The organism is Pseudomonas sp. BYT-1 (genome assembly GCF_023611805.1).
Classification (GTDB): Bacteria; Pseudomonadota; Gammaproteobacteria; order Pseudomonadales; family Pseudomonadaceae; genus Aquipseudomonas; species Aquipseudomonas guariconensis.
Genome location: NZ_CP072559.1, coordinates 82150 through 101764 on the forward strand (window position 1 = coordinate 82150; position 19615 = coordinate 101764).

The 19615-nt window shown below is 63.7% G+C and carries 19 protein-coding genes; 8 read left to right on the forward strand and 11 right to left on the reverse strand.

Going from position 1 to position 19615, the window contains the following annotated elements:
• The first annotated feature begins 39 nt into the window (after positions 1-39).
• The gene (locus J5X93_RS00380) at positions 40-1662 is read left to right on the forward strand and encodes an MFS transporter (RefSeq protein WP_043207576.1); all 1623 of its coding nucleotides are present in this window, start codon (positions 40-42) and stop codon (positions 1660-1662) included.
• Between the two features lie 249 nt (positions 1663-1911).
• On the opposite strand, the gene J5X93_RS00385 is transcribed toward J5X93_RS00380, so the two are convergent.
• The 4 genes from J5X93_RS00385 to glyQ form a co-directional block, all read right to left on the reverse strand.
• On the reverse strand, positions 1912-2682 hold the full coding sequence (locus tag J5X93_RS00385; RefSeq protein ID WP_070575627.1) for a lysophospholipid acyltransferase family protein: 771 nt from the start codon (positions 2680-2682) through the stop codon (positions 1912-1914).
• A gap of 64 nt (positions 2683-2746) precedes the next feature.
• The gene (gene gmhB, locus J5X93_RS00390) at positions 2747-3274 is read right to left on the reverse strand and encodes a D-glycero-beta-D-manno-heptose 1,7-bisphosphate 7-phosphatase (RefSeq protein WP_043207580.1); all 528 of its coding nucleotides are present in this window, start codon (positions 3272-3274) and stop codon (positions 2747-2749) included.
• A gap of 3 nt (positions 3275-3277) precedes the next feature.
• The gene (gene glyS / locus J5X93_RS00395) at positions 3278-5332 is read right to left on the reverse strand and encodes a glycine--tRNA ligase subunit beta (protein ID WP_250034251.1); all 2055 of its coding nucleotides are present in this window, start codon (positions 5330-5332) and stop codon (positions 3278-3280) included.
• Positions 5329-6276, reverse strand: coding sequence for a glycine--tRNA ligase subunit alpha (glyQ, locus tag J5X93_RS00400; RefSeq protein WP_043207584.1), 948 nt, complete (start codon positions 6274-6276; stop codon positions 5329-5331). The genes glyS and glyQ overlap by 4 nt, the downstream gene beginning before the upstream one ends.
• A gap of 87 nt (positions 6277-6363) precedes the next feature.
• On the opposite strand from glyQ, the gene J5X93_RS00405 reads away from it, so the two are divergent.
• Both J5X93_RS00405 and J5X93_RS00410 read left to right on the forward strand, forming a co-directional pair.
• On the forward strand, positions 6364-6915 hold the full coding sequence (locus J5X93_RS00405) for a DNA-3-methyladenine glycosylase I (RefSeq protein ID WP_043207586.1): 552 nt from the start codon (positions 6364-6366) through the stop codon (positions 6913-6915).
• Positions 6916-6956: 41 nt separating this feature from the next.
• Positions 6957-7844 (forward strand): lysophospholipid acyltransferase, encoded by an 888-nt coding sequence (locus J5X93_RS00410; protein ID WP_043207587.1) that lies wholly within the window; start codon positions 6957-6959, stop codon positions 7842-7844.
• A gap of 95 nt (positions 7845-7939) precedes the next feature.
• Here the strand turns inward: J5X93_RS00410 and J5X93_RS00415 are convergent, their stop codons facing one another.
• The 5 genes from J5X93_RS00415 to def are packed head-to-tail and all read right to left on the reverse strand — an operon-like array spanning position 7940 to position 12469.
• The gene (locus J5X93_RS00415) at positions 7940-8254 is read right to left on the reverse strand and encodes a tetratricopeptide repeat protein (RefSeq protein WP_043207591.1); all 315 of its coding nucleotides are present in this window, start codon (positions 8252-8254) and stop codon (positions 7940-7942) included.
• Positions 8255-8266: 12 nt separating this feature from the next.
• Entirely contained in the window at positions 8267-9640 is a 1374-nt protein-coding gene (gene trkA / locus J5X93_RS00420; protein WP_043207594.1) for a Trk system potassium transporter TrkA, read from the reverse strand.
• Between the two features lie 22 nt (positions 9641-9662).
• Entirely contained in the window at positions 9663-10973 is a 1311-nt protein-coding gene (rsmB, locus tag J5X93_RS00425; protein ID WP_250034252.1) for a 16S rRNA (cytosine(967)-C(5))-methyltransferase RsmB, read from the reverse strand.
• On the reverse strand, positions 10970-11902 hold the full coding sequence (gene fmt, locus J5X93_RS00430; protein WP_043207598.1) for a methionyl-tRNA formyltransferase: 933 nt from the start codon (positions 11900-11902) through the stop codon (positions 10970-10972). The genes rsmB and fmt overlap by 4 nt, the downstream gene beginning before the upstream one ends.
• Positions 11903-11962: 60 nt before the next feature.
• The gene (gene def / locus J5X93_RS00435; RefSeq protein ID WP_016394290.1) at positions 11963-12469 is read right to left on the reverse strand and encodes a peptide deformylase; all 507 of its coding nucleotides are present in this window, start codon (positions 12467-12469) and stop codon (positions 11963-11965) included.
• Positions 12470-12677: 208 nt separating this feature from the next.
• Here def and dprA point away from each other — a divergent pair, with 208 nt between their 5' ends.
• The 3 genes from dprA (at position 12678) to J5X93_RS00450 (ending at position 15035) form a co-directional block, all read left to right on the forward strand.
• On the forward strand, positions 12678-13775 hold the full coding sequence (gene dprA, locus J5X93_RS00440) for a DNA-processing protein DprA (RefSeq protein WP_372240774.1): 1098 nt from the start codon (positions 12678-12680) through the stop codon (positions 13773-13775).
• Between the two features lie 37 nt (positions 13776-13812).
• Positions 13813-14370 (forward strand): L-threonylcarbamoyladenylate synthase type 1 TsaC, encoded by a 558-nt coding sequence (gene tsaC / locus J5X93_RS00445; protein ID WP_043207599.1) that lies wholly within the window; start codon positions 13813-13815, stop codon positions 14368-14370.
• A gap of 356 nt (positions 14371-14726) precedes the next feature.
• Entirely contained in the window at positions 14727-15035 is a 309-nt protein-coding gene (locus J5X93_RS00450; RefSeq protein WP_043207602.1) for a hypothetical protein, read from the forward strand.
• An 80-nt stretch (positions 15036-15115) separates the two neighbouring features.
• On the opposite strand, the gene J5X93_RS00455 is transcribed toward J5X93_RS00450, so the two are convergent.
• A complete protein-coding gene (locus tag J5X93_RS00455; protein ID WP_250034253.1) occupies positions 15116-16093 on the reverse strand; it encodes an NADPH:quinone reductase in 978 nt (325 codons plus the stop codon).
• 132 nt (positions 16094-16225) lie between these two features.
• Between J5X93_RS00455 and hemF the strand changes: the two genes are divergently transcribed.
• Positions 16226-17137, forward strand: coding sequence for an oxygen-dependent coproporphyrinogen oxidase (hemF, locus tag J5X93_RS00460; protein ID WP_043207607.1), 912 nt, complete (start codon positions 16226-16228; stop codon positions 17135-17137).
• A gap of 24 nt (positions 17138-17161) precedes the next feature.
• A complete protein-coding gene (gene aroE / locus J5X93_RS00465; RefSeq protein WP_070575653.1) occupies positions 17162-17986 on the forward strand; it encodes a shikimate dehydrogenase in 825 nt (274 codons plus the stop codon).
• A gap of 27 nt (positions 17987-18013) precedes the next feature.
• On the opposite strand, the gene J5X93_RS00470 is transcribed toward aroE, so the two are convergent.
• On the reverse strand, positions 18014-19579 hold the full coding sequence (locus J5X93_RS00470) for a SulP family inorganic anion transporter (RefSeq protein ID WP_250034254.1): 1566 nt from the start codon (positions 19577-19579) through the stop codon (positions 18014-18016).
• Positions 19580-19615 lie beyond the last annotated feature (36 nt).

Consider the following 19615-nt stretch of genomic DNA (forward strand, 5'->3'; position numbering starts at 1 on the left):
ACAATAATCACTGTGGCCTGCGGGCCGAGGACAGCAACGATGTCGGATTACATCCAAGAGCAAGGTACGGCTGCCAGCACGGTCAGCCGACGTGAGGAACGTAAGATCATTTTCGCGTCATCCCTCGGGACGGTGTTCGAGTGGTATGACTTTTTTCTCTATGGCGCATTGGCGGCGGTGATCAGCAAGCAGTTTTTTGCAGGGGTCAACGACACCACGGCGTTCATCTTCGCGCTTATGGCCTTTGCAGCCGGCTTTCTGGTCCGCCCGTTCGGCGCGCTGGTCTTCGGCCGCCTGGGTGACATGATCGGGCGCAAGTACACCTTCCTGGTGACCATCGTGCTGATGGGCCTGTCGACCTTCGCCGTTGGTCTATTGCCCACCTATGCCAGCATCGGCATCGCCGCACCCATCATCTTGGTGGTGCTGCGCATGCTTCAGGGCCTGGCTCTGGGCGGTGAGTATGGCGGCGCAGCAACCTACGTCGCCGAGCACGCACCGCCTGGCAAGCGTGGTTTTCATACCGGGTTCATCCAGTCCACCGCAACGCTTGGTTTGCTGCTTTCGCTGGTCGTCGTGCTGGGCAGCCGCTACATCAGTGGTGACCAATTCGAGGCTTGGGGCTGGCGGTTGCCATTCCTGTTGTCGATCTTCCTGCTGGCGATCTCCACGTGGATCCGCATGAGCATGGAAGAGTCGCCCGCCTTCGTGAAGATGAAGGCCCAAGGCAAGGTCAGCAAATCGCCGATCCGCGAATCTTTCACCTCCTGGCCGAACCTCAAGGTCGTGTTGACCGCTCTGTTCAGTATCAACGCCGGCCAGGCCGTGACCTTCTACACGGCGCAGTTCTATGTGCTGTTCTTCCTGACCCAGATGCTCAAGATGGACCCGGCCCAGGCCAATACCCTGCTGATCATCAGCGTGGTGATTGGTGCGCCGTTCTTCGTGTTCTTCGGCTGGTTGTCCGACCGAGTGGGGCGTAAGCCGATCCTGATGATCGGCCTGCTACTGGCCACGGTGCTGTACTTCCCGATGTTCAAGGCCCTGAGCCACTACGCCAACCCACAGATCGACGCGGCCAGCCGGCAGGCGCCGATCGTCGTCACGGCCGATCCACAAGGCTGCACATTCCAGTTCGACCCGGTGGGCAAGGCTCGTTTCGACAGCCCTTGCGACAAGGTCAAGACGTTCCTGGTCAAGCAAGGCCTGCCGTACAGCTCGGTGGATGCGCCAGCGGGATCTGCGGTGCAGGTCTCCATCGGCGAGCAGCGCATCGATGGGTTTGACGAGGCGGCCATGCGCTCGGCCATCGAGCAGGCTGGCTACCCGGCCAAGGCGGATCCCGCGAGCGTCAACCAGGTGATGGTGGTGGTGCTGATCGTCGCCATGATCCTGATTGCCACCATGACCTATGGGCCTTTGGCGGCAGTAATGGTCGAGCTGTTCCCGACCCGCATCCGCTACACCTCCATGTCCCTGCCGTATCACATTGGCAATGGCTGGTTCGGTGGCTTCCTGCCGACCGTGTCGTTCGCCTTGGTGGTGTACACCGGGGATATCTTCTATGGGCTGTGGTACCCGGTGCTGATTACCGGGGTGAGTCTGGTGGTGGGGTTGTTCTGCCTGAAAGAGACCAAGGATGTGGATATCGACAAGGTCTAGTGCCTGGCCTTGGTCGCGCGCAGGGTAGTTTGTGGGAGCGGGTTTATCCGCTCCCGCAAGTCTTCACGCTATCAGCGGTGCTGCGGACACAAAAAAACCGGCGTAAAAGCCGGTTTTTTTATGCTGCGAAAAAACTTATGCACGATTTCCAAGAAAAGGTCATACAAAGAAATAAGCTTTTAAATCAATCACTTAAGTAGCATTTCGAGGTAATGATCCAAAACTTGCTCACAAGTTATCCACAGATCGTCAAACATTGTGTTCCGCCTGGCTTTCCGCCACCGGCGGCAGCGATCCCATGGCCCGCTGTGCCGCCTCGTTCCAGGCCTGGGCGCGGTCGTTGAGCTCTGCGATCGCCCGCGGGCCAGTGCCCACCGGGTACATCGGCTCGCCGATCACCACTTCGATGGTCCCCGGGCGCTTGCCCCAACCTTCACGTGGCCAGAACTTGCCTGCATTGTGCGCGATCGGCAGCACCGGCAGCCCGGCATTCACCGCCAGGGCGGTGCCGCCTCGGGAAAACTTTCCGATCTGTCCGTGGGGGACCCGGGTGCCCTCGGGGAAGATCAGTACCCACACGCCCTGCTTGAGCAGCTCGTCGCCCTTGCTGGCGACTTGGCGCAGGGCCTCCTTTGGGTTTTTCCGGTCGATGGCGATCGGGCGAAGCATCGCCATTGCCCACCCAAAGAACGGCACGTACAGCAGCTCACGCTTGAGCACCTGGCTCAGCGGCGAAAAATAGGCGGACAGGAAGAACGTCTCCCAGGTGCTCTGGTGGTTGGACAGAATCACGCAGGGCTCCTTGGGCACATTCTCGGCGCCGGTGACCTTGTAGCGAATGCCCAAGATCACCCGTGCCAGGAATACGGCGCAGCGGCACCAGTAAACATTGATGAACCGGTAGCGCTTGTGGAACGGCAGAAACGGTGCGACGAAGAAACTCAGCGAGCACCACAGCAGCGAACTGGTGCCCAACAGCAGGTAAAAAAGAAAGATTCTGATCGCCTGCAGGATCGACATAGTGGCATGTACCGTTGCGGGGCCTGCCCGCCTAAGGAAAAGTGCGCTACAGCGGGCGCACTACTTAAATTAGTTCTCTGGCGATGGCTGCCAGATCGTCGAAAATCAAAGTGTTTTGCGGAACGCCTTTTTCCAGCGTCCTTTGTCCTTTGCCGGTCTTCACCAGCACAGGTTGTGCATCGACGGCCAGGGCGGCCTCCAGGTCACCTTTGCTGTCGCCGACAAACCAGACGCCAGCCAGATCGACCTGATAATGCTCGGCAATCGCCCGCAGCATGCCAGGCTTGGGTTTGCGGCAATCGCAACCGTCGTCCGGGCCGTGCGGGCAATGCACGATGTAACCCACCTCTCCCCCTTGCTCGGCCACTAGCGCGCGCAGGCGTGCATGCATGGCCTCCAGGGTCGCCAGCGGATAATAGCCGCGGGCGATGCCGGACTGGTTGGTGGCCACGGCCACCGTCCAGCCCGCCTTGCTCAACTGCGCGATGGCCTCGATCGAGCCCGGAATGGGAATCCATTCATCCAGCGACTTGATGTAGGCGTCGGAGTCGTGGTTGATCACTCCGTCTCGATCAAGAATCAGCAGTTTCAAGGCTTACCCCAGCAGCGAGATGTCGGCCACGCCCAGGAACAGGCCGCGCAGGCGGCTGAGCAGGGCATAACGGTTGGCGCGGACCTTGGCATCTTCGGCGTTGACCATCACCGCCTCGAAGAAGGCGTCGACCGGATCACGCAGGGCGGCCAGGCGGGCCAGCGACTCGCTGTACTGACGCGCGGCAGCCATCGGTTGCACGGCTTGGTCGGCCTGCTGGATGGCCGAATACAGGGAGAACTCGTTGGCATTGTCGAAGTACTTGGGCTCGACGTGCTCGGCGATGGCGCCTTCGGCTTTGCTCAGCAGGTTCGACACGCGCTTGTTCACCGCGGCCAGGGCTTCGGCTTCAGGCAGCTTGCGGAAGGCCTGCACGGCCTGCACGCGCTGATCGAAGTCCAGGGCAGAGCCCGGCTTGAGGGCACGCACCGAGAGGTAGGTGGCGACGTCGATGCCTTCGTCTTCGTAGCGCGCGCGCAGGCGGTCGAAGATGAACTCCAGCACCTGCTCGGACAGGCCGGCGGCCTTGACCTTGGCACCGTACTGCTTGACGGCGAATTCGACCGCGGTGGTCAAATCCAGGTCCAGCTGCTTCTCGATCAGGATGCGCAGCACGCCCAGGGCGGCGCGGCGCAGCGCGTAGGGGTCCTTGCTGCCGGTCGGCAGCATGCCGATGCCGAAGATGCCGACCAAGGTGTCGAGCTTGTCGGCGATGGCCACGGCGGCACCGGTCAGGGTCTGCGGCAGCTCGGCGCCAGCACCGCGCGGCATGTACTGCTCGTTCAGCGCCAGGGCCACGTCTTCCGGCTCGCCATCGTTCTGGGCGTAGTAGTAGCCGGCAACGCCTTGCATCTCAGGGAATTCGCCGACCATCTCGGTGGCCAGGTCGCACTTGGACAGCAGGCCTGCGCGGCCTGCGCGCTGGGCATTGCCGCCAATCAGCGGAGCGATGAACGCAGCTAGCTTGGAAACGCGCTCGGCCTTGTCGTAGACAGTGCCCAGCTGAGCCTGGAAGACCACGTTCTTCAGGCGCTCGTTGAAGGTTTCCAGCGGCTGTTTCTTGTCCTGCTTGAAGAAGAACTCGGCGTCGGTCAGGCGCGGACGCACGACCTTCTCGTTGCCCAGCACGATCTGCTTCGGATCACGGCTCTCGACGTTGGCCACGGTGATGAAGCGCGGCAGCAGCTTGCCTTCGCTGTCCAACAGGCAGAAGTACTTCTGGTTGTCCTGCATGGTGGTGATCAAGGCTTCCTGCGGCACCTCCAGGAAACGCTCCTCGAAGGAGCACACCAGCGGCACAGGCCATTCGACCAGAGCGGTCACTTCGTCCAGCAGCGCCGGCGGCACGACAGCTGTGCCTTCCTGCTGCATCGCCAGCTCCGCGGTGCGCTTGGCGATCAGCTCGCGACGCTCGGCGAAGTCGGCCAGCACGTAGGCCTTGCGCAGGTCTTCGACGTAGTTGGCCGGGATGGTGATGACCACGTTTTCCGGGTGGTGGAAGCGGTGGCCACGGGATTCGCGACCGGCTTTCTGGGCCAGGAGGGTGCATTCGACGACCTGGTCACCGAGCAGCATCACCAACCACTGGGTCGGACGCACGAACTCTTCACGGCTGGCGCCCCAGTGCATGCGCTTGGGGATCGGCAGATCGTTGAGCGAGTCTTCGACAATGGTTGGCAGCAGGCTGGCGGTGGCCTTGCCTGGAATGTGCTGCGAGAAGCGCAGCTTGGCACCGCTCTGGTCGATCTCGGCCAGGTCGACGCCGCATTTCTTGGCGAAGCCCAGGGCGGCCTGGGTCGGGTTGCCCTCGGCGTCGAAGGCGGCCTGGCGGGGCGGACCGTCGATGTTGATGCTGCGGTCAGGCTGCTGCACGTCCAGCTGGCGGATCAGCACGGCCAGACGGCGCGGGGCAGCATAGACCTGCTTGCCGGTGTAGTTCAGGCCGGCGGCCTGCAGGCCTTTCTCGATGCCGGCCAGGAAGGCGTCGCCGAGGCTGGCGAGGGCCTTCGGTGGCAGCTCTTCGGTGCCCAGTTCGACCAGAAAATCTTGAGCACTCATTGTGCAGCCTCCAGCTTAGCCAACACTTCGTCACGCAGTTCAGGGGTCGCCATCGGGAAGCCCAGGCGTGCGCGGGCTTGCAGATAGCTTTGCGCCACGTCCCGGGCCAGGGTACGCACGCGCAGGATGTAGCGCTGACGCTCGGTCACCGAGATGGCGCGGCGGGCGTCGAGCAGGTTGAAGGTGTGGGACGCCTTCAGGACCATTTCGTAGGTCGGCAGCGGCAGGTCCAGCTTGATCAGGCGGTTGGCTTCGCTTTCGTAGAAGTCGAACAGCTCGAACAGTTTCTCGACGTTGGCGTGCTCGAAGTTGTAAGTCGACTGCTCCACTTCGTTCTGGTGGAACACGTCGCCATAGGTGACCTTGCCGAACGGGCCGTCGGCCCAGACCAGGTCATAGACCGAGTCCACGCCCTGGATGTACATGGCCAGACGCTCCAGGCCATAGGTGATTTCACCGGTAACGGGGAAGCACTCGATGCCACCGACCTGCTGGAAGTAGGTGAACTGGGTCACTTCCATGCCGTTGAGCCAGATTTCCCAACCCAGGCCCCAGGCGCCGAGGGTCGGCGATTCCCAGTTGTCTTCGACGAAACGGATGTCGTGGACCAGCGGGTCCAGGCCGATCGCCTTCAGCGAGCCGAGGTACAGCTCCTGGAAGTTGGCCGGGTTCGGCTTGAGCACCACCTGGAACTGGTAGTAGTGCTGCAGGCGGTTGGGGTTTTCGCCATACCGTCCGTCGGTTGGGCGACGGCTAGGCTGCACATAGGCGGCGTTCCAGGTTTCCGGGCCGACGGCGCGCAGGAAAGTGGCGGTATGGAAAGTGCCGGCGCCTACTTCCATATCGTAGGGCTGAAGCACCACACAACCTTGCTCCGCCCAGTATTGCTGCAGGGCGAGGATGAGGTCTTGGAAGGTACGCACGGCTGGCGTAGGCTGGCTCACGAAATTCACCTGTATCTGGGGATGCGGATGTAAAGAGCGGGAGTATAACCCGATTCGCCTCGCCCTCTACCCATGGAATGGAGCCTTATGCCACGCTGCTTCTGGTGTACTGACGATCCGTTGTACCAGGCCTATCACGACCAGGAGTGGGGAACGCCTCAGCGTGACCCGGCGTTGCTCTTCGAGATGCTTTTACTCGAAGGGTTCCAGGCCGGGCTTTCGTGGATCACGGTATTGAAGAAACGCGAGCGCTACCGCGAGGTACTGCATGGCTTCGACCCGGTGAAGCTGTCGCAGATGAGCGACGAGCGGATCGAAGAGCTGATGCTCGACGCGGGGATCATCCGCAATCGCCTCAAGCTCAAGGCCGCGCGGCGCAATGCCCAGGCCTGGCTGGCTGTGGATAACCCGGCCGAGTGGTTGTGGTCGTTCGTCGGTGGCGCGCCCAGGATCAACCACTTCAAGACGCGCGGCGAGGTGCCAGCGGTTACCGACGAGGCCCGGGCCATGAGCAAGGCCCTGCAGAAGGCCGGCTTCACGTTCGTCGGGCCGACCATCTGCTACGCCTTCATGCAGGCCACCGGCATGGTCATGGACCACACCACCGACTGTGATCGCTACGCCGCGTTGCTGCGCTGAAGCGTTACAATGCCCGCCTTGCAGAAATAAGGAATCCGGCTGTGGAAAAATTCAAAGGCGCCCTGATGGTCGGGGTGCTGCGACTGTTCGCCAAGCTGCCCTGGGGCGCAGTGCAGCGGGTCGGCGCGGGTATCGGCTGGCTCATGTGGAAGATCCCCAACGGTTCGCGCAATGTGGTGCGCATCAACCTGGCCAAGTGCTTCCCGGAAATGAACCCGGCCGAGCGCGAACAACTCGTGGGCCGTGCACTGAAGGACATCGGCAAGTCCTTCGTCGAAAGCGCCTGCGCCTGGATCTGGCCTCCCCAGCGCTCGCTGGAGCTGATCAAGGAAGTGCATGGCCTGGAGGTCCTGGAGCAGGCCCTGGCCTCGGGCAAGGGCGTTGTGGGCATCACCAGTCACTTGGGCAATTGGGAGGTGTTGAACCACTTCTATTGCAGCCAGTGCAAACCGATCATCTTCTACCGCCCACCCAAGCTCAAAGCTGTGGATGATCTGCTGCGCGAGCAGCGGGTGCAGATGGGTAACCGCGTGGCGCCTTCGACCAAGGAAGGCATCCTCAGCGTGATCAAGGAAGTGCGTCGGGGCGGTCAGGTGGGAATTCCGGCCGACCCGGAGCCGGCCGAGTCCGCTGGAGTGTTCGTGCCATTTCTCGGCACCCAGGCGTTGACCAGCAAGTTCGTGCCCAACATGCTGGCGGGCGGCAAGGCGGTAGGCGTGTTCCTGCATGCGCTGCGTCTGCCGGATGGCTCTGGCTTCAAGGTGTTCCTGGAAGCTGCGCCCGAGGAGATGTACAGCGAGGATGTGACCGTGGCGGCCGCCGCCATGAGCAAGGTCGTCGAGCGTTACGTACGCGAGTATCCAAGCCAGTACATGTGGAGCATGAAGCGCTTCAAGAAGCGTCCGGCGGGCGAAGCGCGCTGGTATTGAGTTATCCACCGCCGCTGGAACAGGCTCCATACAACTCTGCCTGTTTCAGCAGGGCCCCTGTGGGAGCGGGTTTACCCGCCCCCATAGGGACCGCGTCAACCTGCTGCCTTGTCGAGTTTCTTCAGGAACACCGCCATCTCCTTCTCGGCCTGCTTGTCCCCGTGGGCCTGCGCCGCCGCGATCCCCTCCTCCCAGGCCTTGCGCGCCGCCGCCAGGTCGCCCTGTAGCTGGTAGGCCTTGCCCAGCAGCTTCCAGGCCGCCGAGTACTTCGGATCGTGCTCCACGCAGCGCGCCAAGTGCACCGCCGCCTCGGCACCGTTGCCTTCATCGAGCCACGCCTTGCCCAGGCCAAAGCGTAGCAGGGCGTTATCCACACCCTTGGCCAACATCTTTTCCAGCGATTCGCGCATGCCGTTTTCTCCCTAGAAGAAACTCAGGCCGACGTGGAACAGCTTTTCCACGTCACGGATGTGCTTTTTATCCACAACGAACAGGATCACATGATCACCCGCTTCGATCACTGTGTCGTCGTGGGCGATCAGCACTTGCTCGTCGCGGATGATCGCGCCGATGGTCGTGCCTGGCGGTAGGGCGATGTCTTCGATGGCCTTGCCGATCACTTTGCTCGACTTGGCATCGCCATGCGCGACCGCCTCGATGGCCTCCGCCGCGCCCCTGCGCAGCGAGTGCACGCTGACGATGTCGCCGCGGCGCACGTGGGCCAACAGCGTACCGATGGTAGCCAGCTGCGGGCTGATGGCGATGTCGATATCGCCGCCCTGGACCAGGTCGACATAGGCCGGGTTGTTGATGATGGTCATCACCTTGCGTGCACCCAGGCGCTTGGCCAGCAACGAGGACATGATATTGGCCTCATCGTCGTTGGTCAGGGCCAGGAAGATGTCGGCGTCGGCGATGTTCTCCTCGAGCATCAGGTCCTTGTCCGAGGCGCTGCCCTGCAGCACCACGGTGCTTTCCAGGGTGTCGGAGAGATGGCGGCAGCGGGTCGGGCTCATCTCGATGATCTTCACCTGGTAACGGCTTTCGATGGCCTCGGCCAAGCGTTCGCCGATCTGCCCGCCCCCGGCGATGACCACGCGCTTGTTGCTTTCATCGATGCGGCGCAGCTCGCCCATCACCGCGCGGATGTCCTTGCGCGCGGCAATGAAGAAGACTTCGTCATCGGCTTCGATCACCGTATCGCCTCGCGGCGTGATGGGGCGGTCGCGACGGAAGATGGCCGCCACACGGGTATCGACGTTGGGCATGTGGGCGCGGATCTGGCGCAGCTGCTGGCCCACCAGTGGGCCGCCGTAGTAGGCCTTGACCGCCACCAGTTGCGCCTTGCCGTCGGCGAAGTCGATCACCTGCAGGGAGCCGGGGTGCTCGATCAGGCGTTTGATGTAGTTGGTCACCACCTGTTCCGGGCTGATCAGCACATCCACCGGGATGTGGTCGTTGTCGAACAGCTCTTCACGAGTCAGGTAGGCCGACTCGCGCACCCGGGCGATCTTGGTCGGGGTGTGGAACAGCGAATAGGCCACCTGGCAGGCGACCATGTTGGTCTCGTCGCTGTTGGTTACCGCCACCAGCATGTCGGCGTCGTCGGCACCGGCCTGGCGCAGCACCGTAGGCAGCGAGCCGCGGCCTTGCACGGTGCGGATGTCCAGGCGGTCGCCCAGGTCGCGCAGGCGGTCGCCGTCGGTGTCGACCACGGTGATGTCGTTGGCTTCGCTGGCCAGGTGCTCTGCCAGCGTGCCGCCCACCTGCCCTGCGCCGAGGATGATGATCTTCATCCGCTACTCCTAGTCCTTGTGCTTATCCGCGCGAGGCGGCGATCTTGATCAGCTTGGCATAGTAGAAGCCGTCGTGGCCGCCCTCCTGGGCCAGCAGCTGGCGGCCGTGGGGCTGGCGCAGGCCGGCCTCGAGTGCCAGGTCCAGCTCGCGGGCACCGGGGGTGCGGGCGAGGAAGGCCTCGATCACTTCGGTGTTTTCGGTCGGCAGGCTCGAACAGGTGGCGTAGACCAGCATGCCGCCGACTTCGAGGGTCGGCCACAGGGCATCGAGCAGCTCGCCTTGCAGCGCGGCCAGGGCCGGGATGTCGTCAGCCTGGCGGGTCAGCTTGATGTCCGGGTGGCGACGGATGACGCCGGTGGCCGAGCAGGGCGCGTCGAGCAGGATGCGCTGGAACGGCTTGCCGTCCCACCAACTGGCGGTGTCGCGGGCATCGCAGACGATCAGCTGGGCGTCCAGCTGCAAGCGGTCGAGGTTCTCGCGCACCCGCGCCAGGCGCTTGGCTTCCAGGTCGATGGCGACCACTTCGGCCAACCCGGCTTCGGCTTCGAGCAGGTGGCAGGTCTTGCCGCCCGGGGCGCAGCAGGCGTCCAGCACACGCTGGCCGGGCGCCAGTTCCATGAGGTCGGCGGCCAGTTGCGCGGCCTCGTCCTGCACGCTGACCCAGCCCTCGGCAAAGCCTGGCAGGCCGCGCACGTCACAGGCTTCGGCCAGCAGGATGCCATCGCGACTGTATTGGCAAGGGCTGGCGCTGATGCCGGTCTCGGTCAATAGCGCCAGGTAGGCGTCACGGCTGTGGTGGCGGCGGTTGACCCGCAGGATCATCGGCGGATGGGCGTTGTTGGCAGCGCAAATCGCTTCCCACTGCTGCGGCCAGCATGCCTTGAGCGCCTTTTGCAGCCAACGTGGGTGAGCGGTGCGCACCACCGGGTCGCGCTCCATGTCGGCGAGCAGTGCCTCGCCTTCACGCTGGGCGCGGCGCAGCACGGCATTGAGCAAGCCTTTGGCCCACGGCTTCTTGAGCTTGTCGGCGCAACCGACGGTTTCGCCAATGGCGGCGTGGGCCGGAATGCGGGTGTAGAACAGCTGGTACAGGCCGACCAGCAGCAAGGCCTGAACATCGGCATCGGCGGCCTTGAAGGGCTTTTGCAGCAGCTGGGCGGCCAACAGATCCAGGCGCGGCTGCCAGCGGGCGGTACCGAAGGCCAGGTCCTGGACCAGGCCGCGATCACGCTCCTCGACCTTGTCCAGTTGCGCGGGCAACGAGCTGTTGAGCGAGGCCTTGCCGCTGAGCACGGCGGCCAAGGCACGGGCGGCGGCCAGGCGAGGATTCATTGGCCGAGTACCTTACCGCTAGCGAACTTCTCGCGGCGGCTGTTGAACAGGTCGCTGAAGGCCAGCGGCTTGCCGCCCGGCAGTTGCAGGCGGGTCAGGCTCAGGGCGCCTTCGCCGCAGGCGACCACCAGGCCATCCTTGCTGGCGGAAAGGATCTCGCCAGGGTTGCCCTTGCCTGTGGACAACTGCGCAGCCAGGACCTTGACGCTCTCGCCGTCCAGGGTGCTGTGGCACACCGGCCACGGGTTGAAAGCGCGGATCAGACGCTCCAGCTCTATGGCTGGGCGTTTCCAGTCGATGCGTGCTTCGTCTTTGTTCAGCTTGTGGGCGTAGGTGGCCAGAGCGTCATCCTGAACCTCACCTTGCAAGCTGCCGTCTGCCAGGCCTGCAATGGCCTGCACCACGGCGCCTGGGCCCATCTGGGCGAGGCGGTCGTGCAGGGTGCCGCCGGTGTCCTCGGCGCTGATCGGGGTCACGACCTTGAGCAGCATGGGGCCGGTGTCCAGGCCGGCCTCCATGCGCATCACGGTCACGCCGCTTTCGGCATCGCCGGCTTCGACTGCCCGCTGGATAGGCGCGGCGCCGCGCCAGCGCGGCAGCAGAGAGGCGTGGCTGTTGATGCAGCCCAGGCGCGGGATATCCAGCACCACCTGAGGCAGGATCAAGCCGTAGGCGACTACCACCATCAGGTCTGGCTTGAGCGCGGCAAGCTCCGCCTGGGCCTCGGCGTTGCGCAGGCTCTGCGGTTGGTACACCGGGATGGCGTTTTCAACGGCCAGCTGCTTGACCGCCGAGGGCATGAGTTTCTGGCCACGGCCAGCCGGACGGTCGGGCTGGGTGTAGACGGCCACTACTTCGTAGGGGCTGTCGAGCAGGGCTTTGAGGTGTTCGGCGGCAAACTCTGGGGTGCCTGCGAAGACGATGCGCATGGAGTTCTCGCTTTGAAAAAGAAAAAGGCTTGCCGAAGCAAGCCTTCTGGAAGGTGGGGATCAGGCTTGCTGGCGGTGCTGCTTTTCCAGCTTCTTCTTGATCCGGTCGCGTTTGAGCTGTGACAGGTAGTCGACGAACAGCTTGCCGTTGAGGTGATCGAACTCGTGTTGCACGCACACTGCCAGCAGGCCTTCGCATTCCAGCTCGAACGGCTTGCCGTCGCGGTCCTGGGCCTTGACCCGTACACGCAGGGGACGGTCGACGTTCTCGTAGAAGCCCGGCACCGACAGGCAGCCTTCCTGGTACTGGCCCATGTCGTGGGTCAGCTCTTCGACGCTGGGGTTGATGAAGACGCGCGGCTCGCTGCGGTCTTCGCTGAGGTCCATGACCACGACCTGCTTGTGCACATTGACCTGGGTGGCGGCCAGGCCGATGCCAGGGGCTTCGTACATGGTTTCAAACATGTCGTCGATCAGCTGACGCAGGGCGTCGTCGAACTCCGTCACCGGTTTGGCGATGGTGCGCAGGCGCGGGTCCGGGAATTCGAGAATGTTCAAGATGGCCATAAGGTCAGGCAGTCACTGTGCGTTCGGTTGAAAACTGAGCACACATAATAAAGGGAATCGGGGCATTCGGCACCTGGCAAAGCTCGGCTAGGGTGTGAAAGGACTGCATCAGGTCCATTCCATGGACAGCTTGTCAAAGTGTTATCAACAAAGTTATCCACAGGTTGTGCCACGTGGATGACCCCTTGCCGATCAAGGATGATCCGCCATGAACATGCCTGTTGTGCCCGCCTGTCCACCTGCCGAACTCGAGGCGCGTCTGCGTTTGCATCAGCTGCCCGAGGTGGGCCCGCGACGTTTCCACGCCCTGATCGATGCCTTCGGCGATGCCGCTTCGGCCCTCACAGCTCCCGCCAGCGCTTGGCGTGCGCTGGGCTTGCCGGCGGCCTGTGCCGAGGCCCGTCGCAGCGCCGAAGTTCGTGACGGCGCTGCCGCCGCAATGGCCTGGCTAGAGCGTCCGGGCCAGCATTTGCTGATGTGGGACGCCCCTTCGTATCCCGCGCTGCTTGCTGAGACGGACACAGCCCCGCCGCTGCTCTTCGTGGCCGGCGACCCTACATTGCTCGAGCGGCCGCAGCTGGCCGTCGTCGGCAGTCGCCGCGCAACGCCCCCTGCGCTGGACACCGCAAAGGCGTTTTCCCGGTGTCTTGCCCAGGCCGGTTTCACCATCACCAGCGGGTTGGCTCTGGGGGTCGATGGTGCCGCTCATCGGGCGGCATTGCAGGCCGGTGGGCACACCATCGGCGTGCTCGGCACGGGTCTGCAAAAACTTTATCCACAGCGCCATCGCGAGCTGGCCCGGGACATGATCGAAGGTGGCAGTGCGCTGGTGTCGGAGTTTCCCTTGGATGCCAATCCGCATGCCGCGAATTTTCCCCGACGCAACCGGATCATCAGCGGTCTGTCGCTAGGAGTGCTAGTGGTCGAGGCGAGTCTGGCCAGTGGTTCGCTGATCACCGCGCGACTGGCGGCCGAGCAAGGCCGGGAGGTGTACGCCATTCCCGGTTCGATCCACCACCCCGGCTCCAAGGGCTGCCATCAGCTGATCCGCGACGGTGCGTTGCTGGTTGAAAGCGTTGAGCAGATCCTCGACAGCCTCAAAGGCTGGCAAAACCTGCCCCCTGCACCTGTGGAAAACTCGGACCACCCATTGCTCGCCCTGCTGCATGCCGCGCCCCAGACCAGCGAAGCCCTGGCCCACAGCAGCGGGCAGCCCCTGGCCCAGGTGCTGGCCAGCCTCACGGAACTGGAGCTGGGTGGGCGGGTGAGCAACGAAGCTGGGCGTTGGTTTGCCCGAAACAGCTAAGTACACTGCGCATCAGGCTTAAATGCGGAGAGACAAAATGGTGAGCAGTTGGCGTGTGCAACAAGCCGCACGTGAGATTCGGGCAGGTGCGGTCATCGCCTATCCGACAGAAGCGGTCTGGGGCTTGGGCTGCGACCCATGGAACGAGGACGCGGTGTATCGCCTGCTGGCGCTCAAGTCGCGGCCTGTGGATAAAGGGCTGATTCTGGTCGCTGACAACATTCGACAGTTCGATTTCCTGTTCGAGGATTTTCCACAGGACTGGATCGACCGCATGGGCAGTACTTGGCCTGGGCCGAACACCTGGCTGGTACCGCACCAGGACCTGTTGCCTGAATGGGTGACCGGGATGCACGACACCGTAGCCCTGCGGGTCAGCGATCACCCCTTGGTGCGCGAGCTGTGCGCGCTGGTCGGGCCGCTGATTTCCACCTCGTGCAACCCAGGCGGGCGCCCGGCGGCCAAGAGCCGGTTGCGGGTGGAGCAGTATTTCCATGGCCAATTGGACCTGGTGCTCGGCGGAGCGCTGGGTGGGCGAAAGAATCCGAGCGTGATTCGCGACCTGGTGACAGGCGAGGTCGTTCGGGCCGGCTGACCCAGGGAGGGCCCGGCGATGGATCGCCACGCGGCCCTTAGGTATTGCAGGACTTTTCTGATTTCCTCCGCCCGGCTGTCCAGCTGGAATTTAGGGAAATACCCTACCTATCCGTCAGCTGCCGTCACCTTCCGGCAGGGAACCCATGCCTCTAGGCTCCAGACCGTCGCCAAATAACTTGGTGATCGGGTGTGGTAACCCGGCAGTCTAGGTTCTCCGTGGCAGTCCATGGCGGCTGTGCGCGGGAGGCTTTCGAGCCTGCCGGATTGGGAACCGCCGGTTTACCACCCTGCGTACAGCTGCCACCTAATTCGTGTGGTAACGGATTGAGTGCTGGCGCCAACAGGTAGGTTCCCATGAAAAAGCTTGTCCCTGATCCACCTCTACCCAACACCACATCTCGCCCTTTCGGCCGCTGCGACGCCGGTCATCCTCCCCTCTTCTCCACAAACCGTGACATCTCTGCCCACGACGCCCTCGTCCACGTAGCGCTTTACCTGCGCTGCGCCTACGAGACTGGCCTGCAGGCACTCGAACACCTGCACGAGTCAGGCCGCGGCATGTACTGGTCGAACCTGCACGCGATTGAAATGGCAGAGGGCTTGGTGGAGGCGATGCTCGATGGCATCGAGTCGGCGCCGGCAACCATCAGGACCGCCGGCTAAGCGGTGGGCGCTGTGGGAGCGGGTAAAACCGCTCCCCACCGGTGGCGTTCTGAATCAACCCACCGCGTAACGGCCTCGGATCAGGGCAGCAGCACAGTCGAGCCAACGGTTCTGCGTGCCGACAGCTCCGTCTGGGCCTTGGCCGCTTCGCTCAGCGGATACCGCTGCTGGATATCCACAACCAACTTGCCGCTGCTGATCATGCCGAACAAATCGTCGGCCATGGCCTGGGTGTTCTCGGCATTGTTGGCATAGCTGCCCAAGGTCGGCCGGGTCACGTACAGCGAGCCCTTTTGCGAGAGGATCCCAAGGTTCACCCCGGTCACTGCGCCCGACGCATTGCCGAAGCTCACCATCAAGCCGCGTGGACGCAGGCAGTCCAGCGAAGTGAGCCAGGTGTCGGCGCCCACACCGTCATAGACCACCGCGCACTTCTGGCCGTCGGTCAGCTCCAGCACGCGCTTGGCCACGTCCTCATGGCTGTAATCGATGGTCGCCCAGGCGCCCAGAGCCTTGGCGCGCTCGGCTTTTTCGGCGGAACTGACCGTGCCGATCAGCTTGGCACCCAGGGCTTTCGCCCACTGGCAGGCCAATGAGCCCACGCCACCGGCAGCAGCATGGAACAGGATGAAATCGCCCGGTTGCACGGCGTAGGTCTGCTTGAGCAGGTATTGGGTGGTCAGGCCCTTGAGCATCACTGCGGCGGCTTGTTCGAAGCTGATGGCCTCCGGCAACAAGACCACGTTGGCCTCTGGCAGGGTGTGCACCTCGCTATAGGCGCCCAGCGGCCCGCCGGCATAAGCCACGCGATCGCCCACTTTCAGCCGGCTGACGCCTTCGCCGACCGCGTCGATCACGCCGGCAGCTTCGGTGCCCAGGCCTGAGGGCAGCGCGGGCGGCGCGTACAGGCCGCTGCGAAAATAGGTGTCGATGAAGTTCAGCCCGATCGCGTGGTTGCGCACGCGGACCTGTTGCGGGCCCGGAGGAGCGGGTTCGAACTCGACCAGCTGCAGGACTTCCGGGCCGCCGTGCTGGTTGAACTGGATACGCTTGGCCATCTCACACTCCGTTGTCTGGGAATCGGGAAGACCTTCTATCGGACGCCTTTGCTTGATCGCCGTCAACTGCGGCGTAGCTTGCGCCGATGGTATGCTAGCCGGCACATTTTTCCGCTCCTTCCAGGTGACCCGATGACCAGCCGCACCGAGGCCGTGAAAGCCTACCTGCTCGACCTGCAAGACCGCATCTGCTCTGCCCTCGAAAACGAAGACGGCGGCGCCCGCTTCGTCGAGGATGCCTGGGTGCGCGAAGCCGGGGGCGGTGGCCGCACGCGGGTGATCGGTGAAGGCAAGGTGATCGAAAAGGGTGGTGTTAACTTCTCCCACGTGTTCGGTGCCGGCCTGCCGCCGTCGGCCAGTGCCCACCGCCCGGAGCTCGCCGGCCGTGGTTTCGAGGCGTTGGGCGTGTCGCTGGTGATCCACCCGCACAACCCACATGTGCCTACCTCCCACGCCAACGTGCGGTTCTTCATCGCCGAGAAGGAAGGCGAGGAGCCGGTGTGGTGGTTCGGCGGTGGTTTCGACCTGACGCCTTACTACGGCAACGAAGAAGACTGCATCCACTGGCACCGGGTCGCCGAGCAGGCCTGCGCGCCGTTCGGCGCCGATGTGTACCCGCGCTACAAGGCCTGGTGCGACCGGTACTTCCACCTCAAGCACCGGGGCGAGCCACGGGGCATTGGCGGGCTGTTCTTCGATGACCTGAACGAGTGGGACTTCGACACCTGCTTCGCCTTCCTGCGCGCCATCGGCGATGCCTACATCGAGGCCTACCTGCCGATCGTCCAGCGCCGCAAGGCCACGCCGTACACCCCCGCACAGCGCGAGTTCCAAGAGTTCCGCCGGGGGCGTTATGTGGAATTCAACCTGGTCTACGACCGCGGCACCTTGTTCGGCCTGCAATCGGGCGGTCGCACCGAGTCGATTCTCATGTCGCTGCCGCCGCAGGTCCGCTGGGGCTATGACTGGAAACCCGAGCCGGGCAGCGAGGAAGCGCGCCTGACCGAGTACTTCCTGCAGGACCGTGACTGGCTCAATCAGTAAGCCTGTGGATAACGAGGAGTTCCCATGGACCAATACGTCGTTTTCGGTAACCCCATCGGCCACAGCAAGTCGCCGTTGATCCACCGCCTGTTCGCCGACCAGACCGGCCAGGACTTGGAATACAGCACCCTGCTGGCCCCGCTGGATGATTTCAGCGATTGCGCCCGCGGCTTCTTCAAGCAAGGCGCGGGGGCCAACGTCACCGTGCCGTTCAAGGAAGAAGCCTTCCGCCTGTGCGACAGCCTCACGCCACGGGCCCAGCGTGCAGGTGCCGTGAACACCTTGAGCAAACTGGCCGACGGCACGCTACAGGGCGACAACACCGATGGCGCCGGCCTGGTGCGGGACCTGACGGTCAATGCCGGCGTGGAGCTTGCCGGCAAGCGCATCCTGATTCTTGGTGCCGGTGGTGCGGTGCGCGGCGTGTTGCAGCCAATTTTGGCGCATCACCCGCAGTCGCTGGTGATCGCCAACCGCACGGTGGAAAAGGCCGAGCAACTGGCCCGGGAGTTCGATGACCTGGGGCCGGTGGTGGCCAGTGGTTTTGCCTGGTTGCAGGAGCCGGTGGACCTGATCATCAATGCCACCTCGGCGAGCCTGGCGGGTGAGTTGCCGCCGATTGCCGACAGCTTGGTCGAGCCGGGGCGCACGGTCTGCTACGACATGATGTATGGCAAGGAGCCGACGCCGTTCTGCCAGTGGGCCACCCGGTTGGGCGCGGCCAAGGTGCTCGATGGGCTGGGGATGCTGGCCGAGCAGGCGGCCGAGGCGTTCTTCACCTGGCGTGGGGTGCGGCCGGATACGGCACCTGTGTTGGATGAGCTCCGGCGGCAGTTGGCGCGAGGCTGACAGAGTTGGGCCGCACAGCGGCCCTCATCACTCTTCGAAGCGGATCGGGCACAGCGCGGCGCCTTCAAGCTTTTGCAATTCTTCGATCACCTGCGGCCTGGCACGATGCAAGGTGAGGCTCCCGCCATTACGCTTCAGTCGCCGCGCTTCGCGGTGCAGCATGTCCACCCCTGAGTAGTCGATGAAATTGATCTGCCGAGCGTCGATCACGACCTGCGGCCCTTGGCAGCGTTGCAGGCGCACCTGCAGATAATGAGCGGCGCCGAAGAAAATCGACCCGCCCACTCGCAGCACATCGACCCCCCCTTCCCGGCTCTGTTGCACCTGTGGCCGCGAGGTGCGCTTGAGATAGAAGAACAGCGATGCCAGCACGCCCGCATAGATCGCAGTCTGCAATTCCAGCAGCAAAGTGGCGGCGGCAGTCAACGCCATGACGAGAAACTCCGAGCGGCTGACCCGAAACAGCGAGCGGATGGCCCGGTGATCCACCAACCCCCAACAGATCAGCAGAATGCTGCCGGCCATGGCTGGAATCGGCAGGTGTGCGATCAGCCCGGCGCCGGTGACGGCGAACAGGGCCACCCACAATGCCGAGAACACCCCGGCCAATGGCGAACGGGCGCCTGCGTCGTAGCTCAAGCCTGAGCGGGTGAACGAGCCCGATGACAGATAACCGGAAAACAGCGCGCCGACCATGTTCGACAGGCCCTGGGCACGGATCTCCTGATTGGCGTCGATCAACTGCTCGGAGCGCGCCGACAACGACCGGGCAATCGACAGGCTGGTCACCAGCCCGAGCATGCCCACCGCCACGGCGCTGGGCAGCAGGCGCAGGATCAGTTCCAAATCCAGCAGCGGCAACGGGCTCAAGGGCGGCAACTGGCCAACGAAGGCAGGCACCCTGGGCACGTGACCAAAGACGCTCGGCAGCAGCCAGGCAATGACGCTGACCACCACCAGGCTGATCAACAGGCTGGGCCAGCGTGGGCGCCAGAGCTTGAGCACTACACCGATCAGCAGGGTCGCCAGGCCCATGGCCAGCGACGGCAGGTCGACCTCGCCGGCATGGTTGAGCAAGTCGTGCAATGTGCGCAGCGCCGTGGCCTGGCTGGGCAGGTCCATGCCCATGAGGTTGGGCAACTGACCGAGGGCGATCACCACCGCAGCGCCCAAGGTGAACCCGAGCACCACGGAGTGGGAGACGAAATTGACCAGCGCGCCGAAACGCAGCATCCCCAGCAATAGCTGGAACACGCCGCCTAGGAAGGTCAGCAGAAGCACCAAGGTGATGTAATCGTCGCTACCAGCCACGGCAAGCGGGCTGATGCTGGCGTAAAGCACGATGGAGATGGCTGCGGTCGGGCCGCAGATCAAGTGCCAGGACGAGCCCCACAGGCAGGCCACCAGCACCGGCACGATGGCGGCGTACAGGCCATATTCGGCGGGCAGGCCGGCGATCAGGGCGTAGGCGATCGATTGCGGCAGCGCGAGGATCGCGCCGCTGAGGCCCACCAGCAGGTCCTGGCGCAGGCTGCGGCCCGATTGACGGGGGAGCCAAGTGAGGAAGGGCAGCAGGTGGCTCAGGTGGGGCATGGGGAGTACAGATTCCTGGAGATTTTTCACCAGCCC

Excerpts from the sequence above, each read along its gene's own strand:
- J5X93_RS00385 (WP_070575627.1), bottom strand. The coding sequence starts at position 2,682 with ATGTCGATCCTGCAGGCGATCAGAATCTTTCTTTTTTACCTGCTGTTG.
- aroE (WP_070575653.1), top strand. The coding sequence starts at position 17,162 with ATGGACCAATACGTCGTTTTCGGTAACCCCATCGGCCACAGCAAGTCG.
- tsaC (WP_043207599.1), top strand. The coding sequence starts at position 13,813 with ATGGTGAGCAGTTGGCGTGTGCAACAAGCCGCACGTGAGATTCGGGCA.
- J5X93_RS00450 (WP_043207602.1), top strand. The coding sequence starts at position 14,727 with ATGAAAAAGCTTGTCCCTGATCCACCTCTACCCAACACCACATCTCGC.
- trkA (WP_043207594.1), bottom strand. The coding sequence starts at position 9,640 with ATGAAGATCATCATCCTCGGCGCAGGGCAGGTGGGCGGCACGCTGGCA.
- glyS (WP_250034251.1), bottom strand. The coding sequence starts at position 5,332 with ATGAGTGCTCAAGATTTTCTGGTCGAACTGGGCACCGAAGAGCTGCCA.
- J5X93_RS00455 (WP_250034253.1), bottom strand. The coding sequence starts at position 16,093 with ATGGCCAAGCGTATCCAGTTCAACCAGCACGGCGGCCCGGAAGTCCTG.
- def (WP_016394290.1), bottom strand. The coding sequence starts at position 12,469 with ATGGCCATCTTGAACATTCTCGAATTCCCGGACCCGCGCCTGCGCACC.
- fmt (WP_043207598.1), bottom strand. The coding sequence starts at position 11,902 with ATGCGCATCGTCTTCGCAGGCACCCCAGAGTTTGCCGCCGAACACCTC.
- rsmB (WP_250034252.1), bottom strand. The coding sequence starts at position 10,973 with ATGAATCCTCGCCTGGCCGCCGCCCGTGCCTTGGCCGCCGTGCTCAGC.
- J5X93_RS00380 (WP_043207576.1), top strand. The coding sequence starts at position 40 with ATGTCGGATTACATCCAAGAGCAAGGTACGGCTGCCAGCACGGTCAGC.
- J5X93_RS00405 (WP_043207586.1), top strand. The coding sequence starts at position 6,364 with ATGCCACGCTGCTTCTGGTGTACTGACGATCCGTTGTACCAGGCCTAT.
- J5X93_RS00415 (WP_043207591.1), bottom strand. The coding sequence starts at position 8,254 with ATGCGCGAATCGCTGGAAAAGATGTTGGCCAAGGGTGTGGATAACGCC.
- J5X93_RS00470 (WP_250034254.1), bottom strand. The coding sequence starts at position 19,579 with ATGCCCCACCTGAGCCACCTGCTGCCCTTCCTCACTTGGCTCCCCCGT.
- hemF (WP_043207607.1), top strand. The coding sequence starts at position 16,226 with ATGACCAGCCGCACCGAGGCCGTGAAAGCCTACCTGCTCGACCTGCAA.
- dprA (WP_372240774.1), top strand. The coding sequence starts at position 12,678 with ATGAACATGCCTGTTGTGCCCGCCTGTCCACCTGCCGAACTCGAGGCG.